General features: G+C 64.2%; 6 protein-coding genes and 1 pseudogene. 5 read left to right on the top strand and 2 right to left on the bottom strand.

The window, feature by feature from the left end:
* Positions 1–57: 57 nt before the first annotated feature.
* Positions 58–570 (bottom strand): phosphate-starvation-inducible PsiE family protein, encoded by a 513-nt coding sequence (locus tag V5A53_RS12760; protein ID WP_332314000.1) that lies wholly within the window; start codon positions 568–570, stop codon positions 58–60.
* Positions 571–757: 187 nt separating this feature from the next.
* Between V5A53_RS12760 and V5A53_RS12755 the strand changes: the two genes are divergently transcribed.
* The 3 genes from V5A53_RS12755 (at position 758) to nth (ending at position 3,115) form a co-directional block, all read left to right on the top strand.
* The gene (locus tag V5A53_RS12755) at positions 758–1,816 is read left to right on the top strand and encodes an NAD(P)-dependent glycerol-1-phosphate dehydrogenase (RefSeq protein WP_332313999.1); all 1,059 of its coding nucleotides are present in this window, start codon (positions 758–760) and stop codon (positions 1,814–1,816) included.
* A gap of 108 nt (positions 1,817–1,924) precedes the next feature.
* Positions 1,925–2,380, top strand: coding sequence for a hypothetical protein (locus tag V5A53_RS12750; protein ID WP_332313998.1), 456 nt, complete (start codon positions 1,925–1,927; stop codon positions 2,378–2,380).
* Positions 2,381–2,431: 51 nt separating this feature from the next.
* Positions 2,432–3,115 (top strand): endonuclease III, encoded by a 684-nt coding sequence (gene nth, locus V5A53_RS12745; RefSeq protein ID WP_332313997.1) that lies wholly within the window; start codon positions 2,432–2,434, stop codon positions 3,113–3,115.
* A gap of 117 nt (positions 3,116–3,232) precedes the next feature.
* Here the strand turns inward: nth and V5A53_RS12740 are convergent, their stop codons facing one another.
* Positions 3,233–3,715: a DUF7321 family protein gene (locus tag V5A53_RS12740; RefSeq protein WP_332313996.1), complete on the bottom strand. Its 483-nt coding sequence runs from the start codon at positions 3,713–3,715 to the stop codon at positions 3,233–3,235.
* Positions 3,716–3,828: 113 nt separating this feature from the next.
* Here V5A53_RS12740 and V5A53_RS12735 point away from each other — a divergent pair, with 113 nt between their 5' ends.
* Together V5A53_RS12735 and V5A53_RS12730 are read left to right on the top strand one after the other, a co-directional pair.
* Positions 3,829–4,734 carry a DUF7319 domain-containing protein gene (locus V5A53_RS12735; RefSeq protein ID WP_332313995.1) on the top strand — a complete coding sequence of 302 codons (906 nt, stop codon included), beginning with the start codon at positions 3,829–3,831 and terminating at the stop codon, positions 4,732–4,734.
* A 131-nt stretch (positions 4,735–4,865) separates the two neighbouring features.
* Positions 4,866–5,191 (top strand): annotated as a pseudogene (locus tag V5A53_RS12730) (halocyanin); the annotation flags it as partial.

The raw sequence follows: 5,191 nt of genomic DNA, 5'->3' as shown, positions 1-5,191 counted from the left end.
GCTGCTGGACGTGTTGGGGACGGTCGAATAGGTGGTTCGACAAGGCTGGTTTTAAAATCAGGTGTCGCCAACTGGCAGATCGTTCCCGTAGACCCGTTCGGCGAACAGCAGCGCGACGAGCCCGAAAATGATTATCGTGTAGGCGGTGGCTGCATAGAGGGCATCGAGTTCGGTCGGGTACTCGGTGGTTCGGAAGATGATGGCCTTTCTGACCATCGCGATGACGCCCGTATAAATGATGAGCTTGACGATGCGACGGGTTTCGCTTTCCCGGACATAGGCCAGCACCGTCTGATACACCTCGACGATTATCAACAGCAGCAGCCCGGTGTCAATGAAGCCGATGACGACGTTCGGGTCGGTGATGGCACCGGTGCGGCCGGCCATGATTATCTGCAGGGAGAGGTCGACGACCCCGATGGCAAACAGCAGGGCGAACACCGAGGCGGCGGCCAACTCGACGCCATGGACGAACCGGTCGGTCATGACGGAATACCGGTCGGCGAGTGTCGGCGTATCGTCGGCGGCGCTTGCCGTCGACGACTGCGGTTCGGGCTGGTCGTCGGGCATGTGTCTCCCGGCCGCCATCGCACCCATCGACCGATCATCGGGATGCACGGCGGCTATCTATAGCGTATCGAGGACTGCAACACCCTAAATCTCAGGATAGGGGAACGCGGGAACGAACCGGTGGAACAGGTGAACGCGTGGGTGGGGGAGGGCAAACGGTTTTACCTCGCCGTCGTGGAATCCCGGTATGTTCGAGAAATCGACGTGGATTCGCCTCCCGCGGAGCGTCGTGGTCGGCCACGGCGTGCTGGACCGGGCGGTCGAGGTCGTCGACGAACTCTATCTCACCGGCCGGCCGCTCATCGTCACCAGTCCAACACCGAAGGAACTGGCCGCCGACCGCCTCACTGCGGACTTCGAGGCGGCCGGCTACGACCCCGCGGTCGTCATCGTCGAGGAGGCCTCCTTCTCGGCCGTCGAGGACGTCCTCGAAGCCGCCGAGGAGGTCGACGCCGGCTATCTAATCGGCCTCGGCGGCGGCAAGCCGATAGACATCGCGAAGATGGCCGCCGACGAGTTCGGTTGTGGCTTCGTCTCGGTGCCGACCGCCGCCAGCCACGACGGCATCGTCTCGGGGCGAGGGTCGGTTCCGGAGGGCGACACTCGCCACTCGGTTGCGGCTCACCCGCCACTGGCGGTCATCGCCGACACCGAACTCATCGCCGAGGCACCGTGGCGGCTGACGACCGCCGGCTGTGCCGACATCATCTCCAACTACACGGCGGTCAAGGACTGGCAACTGGCACACCGGTTGAAGAACGTCGAATACAGCGAATACGCGGGCGCGCTCTCGCAGATGACCGCCGAGATGCTGGTCGAGCGGTCCGACTCCATCAAGCGCGGCCTCGAAGAGTCGGCGTGGGTCGTCGTGAAGGCGCTCGTCTCCTCTGGCGTCGCGATGTCCATCGCCGGGTCCTCGCGGCCGGCCTCCGGCGCGGAACATCTCATCTCTCACCAACTGGATCGCATCGCTCCCGGTGCGGCCTTGCATGGCCATCAGGTCGGCGTCGCCTCGCTGGTCACCGAGTACCTCCACAGCGGCGTGGGCGGCGAGTGGAAGCAGGTCAGGCAGGCGCTTTCGAGCATCGACGCACCGACGACGGCCGATCAACTCGGCATCGACGACGAGCAGTTCATCGAGGCGATGACGACGGCCCACGAGATCCGGGACCGGTATACGATTCTCGGGGACGGCATCGAGGAGGACGCCGCTATCGAGGCGGCGACCACGACTGGTGTACTCTAACGGTTCGCCTTACTCTGTCGCGCCACTCCCGTTTAACGACCCGTTTAGGTTCCAGCGAGATGAGAATAATAGGACGGCTTTATGGGTCCGAAAATCATGGTGAGGTGTATGTCCGGCCGGCATCCCTCTGCGGACGTAGCTGCATATCTGGACGCGCTCTACGAACACCACGACGGCTTCGATGTGACCCAGACCACGGTTAGTGTCGACCCCGAGGAGTTCACCGAGGCGGCCGCCGACGGTGACGTCGCGCGAGTCCAGGCCCGCATCGAGGGTTCCGACGGGCTGCTCGCGGTGCCCGGCGAGGACGGGTGGGCGCTCCCTAGCGCCGTCGTCGACGAACCGTCCGACGAGGCCGCCGGTGATGTCGTCCGCGAACAGACCGGCGTCGAACCGACCATCGAGACGCTGCGGGAGGTCTCGCTCGTCTGTCTCCAGTGTGAGGAACTCGGCGAGGAGGTCTGGGAACTGTCGGCCGTCTTCGAGGGCGTGGTCGAATCCGGCACGCCGACAGGCGAGGCCGCGTGGCGTGAGGGCCTGCCCGAACAGTCGGCTGCTTTCTGACTGGCCGCTTCGTCCCGACACACCAAAGGGCTGGCCGGCCGCCCCTTCGATATGGGAATGCCACTCGATTCTCGCGAAGCGCAGGTCGTCGAGGTCCTCGACCGCCTCTACGACGAGTACCCCGAACCGGAGATATCGCTGAACTTCTCGAACCGGCTGGAACTGCTCATCGCCGTCGTCCTCTCGGCCCAATGTACCGACAAGCGGGTCAACAAGGTCACCGCCGACCTCTTCGAGAAGTACGACGGCCCCGAGGACTACGCCGAGGTAGACGAGGAGGAACTCGCCGAGGACATCGACTCGATCACCTACTACAACAGCAAGGCCGGCTACATCAAGTCCGCCTGCGAGGACATCGTCGAGAAACACGACGGCGAGGTACCCGATACGATGTCCGAGTTGACCGACCTCGCTGGCGTCGGCCGCAAGACCGCCAACGTCGTCCTCCAGCACGGCCACGAGGTCGTCGAGGGCATCGTCGTCGACACGCACGTCCAGCGGATCTCGCGTCGACTGGGACTGACCGAGGAAAAATCCCCCGAGAAAATCGAGGACGACCTGATGGATATCGTTCCCGCGACCGACTGGCAGGAGTACACGCATCTGCTTATCAGCCACGGCCGGGAGACCTGTACCGCGCGGAACCCCGATTGTGAAGACTGCGTGCTGGAGGATATCTGTCCGTCCTCGAAACTCGACCACGAGGTCGACCTCGCCGACGGGTCCGAGTGGTAGACCGCCCGATTCTGCTTGAATCGGGATAGGCGGCTTTGGCTATGACTGCTTAAAAACGACTGTCTCCTCCTGGGCTCTTGGCCGACTCTCTGGTTACGACGACTCGGAACGCCCGAGTCAGAGGAGATGCAGCGCGATGTACCGTGCGACCCCGGTCAGAAACGCGATAATCCAGCAGGCGGTGTAGCCGAAGACGCCGACGCGGAGACGACGGCGCCAGAATTTCATGTTCTCGTCGCCGATCTCGTCCAACAGGATGTCCTCGTCGTACTCCGAGTAGAGGTCGTGTTCGTATTTCGCGCGGAAGATACGGACGATACCGGTAAAGCCGAACGCGAGGAAGGCGTAGGCCTGCAGGCCGAAGAAGGCGTGGACGGCGGCGAAGCCGCCGAACTGGTCGAGGAGACGGGGGAACATCCAGAAGATGAGCGGGACGGTCGTCAGAAACAGTCCCGTGAGGATGAACTTGAGGTGGTAGGTGAGGACGCCCCACGTGATCTCGTCGTGGTCAATCATGATCCACGCACCGTAGATGAAACAGGGGAAACTTGCAGCGACGGCGACGAGGACGACGGTCGCGATCGCGGCTTCCGAGGCCATTGTCGGCGATTAGGAGGGGAGGCGCTTGAGTGTGCCGTGTCCGTCCGGCGGCGTCGGTTGCCGGTCGTTCGGGTGTCGGAAAGCGTAAGCCGTTCACACTACTACAGTCGATAATGGCTGACTCCCGACAATCCTCGGAGGACGAACGGGACGGGACCGCGGAGACGGGCCCTGACCCTGATGCCCCCGAGGAGACGGAGGAGCTTTCGACCGAGGAACTCCGCCAACAGGTCGAAGAGCGGTACGATTTCGAGAAGTTCAGTCCGGCCGATATGGCGGAGATGTCCGTCGACGAGTGGGAAGCGGTCTTCGACCCCGACAGCTGGATCACGGGCGCGGAACTGCTGGACCGCGTCGAGGCGGAACTACGCCACAACGTCCAGACGCGGCAGGTCTTCGCGGCCGTCGAACGCGTCGGCGAGGGCGAGGACGAACGCGTGGTCGCGTACTCGGACGAGGGCTACGTTATCGTCCGGCCCGACGGGTCGATTCAGGGGACGGGGACGATCCTGCGTGACGTGGAACCGATGGTCGCACTGTGTTCGATGGAGGAATACGACGTCCCCGACGTCGACGAGGACGCCGGCCTGCCGCATCCAGATTCGGTGCCGGAGGCCAGCGGCGATTTCGGCAACCAGATGTTACAGGTCGTCGCCGGCGTGCTGTCGCTTTCGGGCGTAGCGTTCTTCGGCGCGTGGATCGCGAGCCTCGTCGGGGTACTGGACCTCGGCTTTGCGGGTGCCATCGTGCTGACACTGGGTATCGTCTTCCTGTTGATGGGCGTGTTGCTGTTCGTCACGGTGGCGAACGCCCGGCTCTCGGACCGGATGCGCTCCCAGCAGTACCGCGACCGGTTGCGCGCGGTCGGTGCCGGCTCCGACGAGCGGCCGTCCTTCCTGCCGGCGGAGGCCTTCGAGGCCGGCGGCCGGCAACTGGAGGTCGAGATGGAGCGGGTCCACCGCGAGGCGCTGGAGTCCGAAGAGGGGATGGCGGCGTTGGACGACGACGCGAGCGAATAGACGGTTCCAGCCAGTTCTGTCGTCTCGACTCGGCGAAACGCCGTTTCCAGCCGTTCAAACGGCCGTTAACTGGCGCCTCGCGAGGCCGCCATCGGTGGGTTTAAGCACGCACAGGCCTGACGACCGATTGTATGAAAAGGCGGGAATTCATGCGTACTGCTGGCGGTGCCACGGTCGCCGCAGGCGCGACCGCGGGCGCGATCCAGCCGGTCGCCGCTGCCGAGGAGGGAGGCGACTCCGGCGGTGGCGGCGAGGTTGAGCCGGCGTTCGGCTCGTATCTGGACGACGCCAACCTGTACGATACGACGAAGGACTTGCGCGATCAAGACGAGGTAACCGTCGAGGTCGGTGCCGGCGAAGGGTTCGCTTTCAACCCGCCGACGATCTGGATCTCGCCGGGAACGACCGTCATCTGGGAGTGGACGGGCGAAGGCGGCGGCCACAACGTCGTCCCCGA

This window comes from Natronomonas sp. (genome assembly GCF_036625485.1).
GTDB lineage: Archaea > Halobacteriota > Halobacteria > Halobacteriales > Haloarculaceae > Natronomonas.
The sequence above is the reverse complement of the archived record's forward strand: the minus strand, read 5'-3'. Positions and strand labels throughout refer to the sequence as shown.

Excerpts from the sequence above, each read along its gene's own strand:
- V5A53_RS12760 (WP_332314000.1), bottom strand. The coding sequence starts at position 570 with ATGCCCGACGACCAGCCCGAACCGCAGTCGTCGACGGCAAGCGCCGCC.
- V5A53_RS12755 (WP_332313999.1), top strand. The coding sequence starts at position 758 with ATGTTCGAGAAATCGACGTGGATTCGCCTCCCGCGGAGCGTCGTGGTC.
- V5A53_RS12750 (WP_332313998.1), top strand. The coding sequence starts at position 1,925 with ATGTCCGGCCGGCATCCCTCTGCGGACGTAGCTGCATATCTGGACGCG.
- nth (WP_332313997.1), top strand. The coding sequence starts at position 2,432 with ATGGGAATGCCACTCGATTCTCGCGAAGCGCAGGTCGTCGAGGTCCTC.
- V5A53_RS12740 (WP_332313996.1), bottom strand. The coding sequence starts at position 3,715 with ATGGCCTCGGAAGCCGCGATCGCGACCGTCGTCCTCGTCGCCGTCGCT.
- V5A53_RS12735 (WP_332313995.1), top strand. The coding sequence starts at position 3,829 with ATGGCTGACTCCCGACAATCCTCGGAGGACGAACGGGACGGGACCGCG.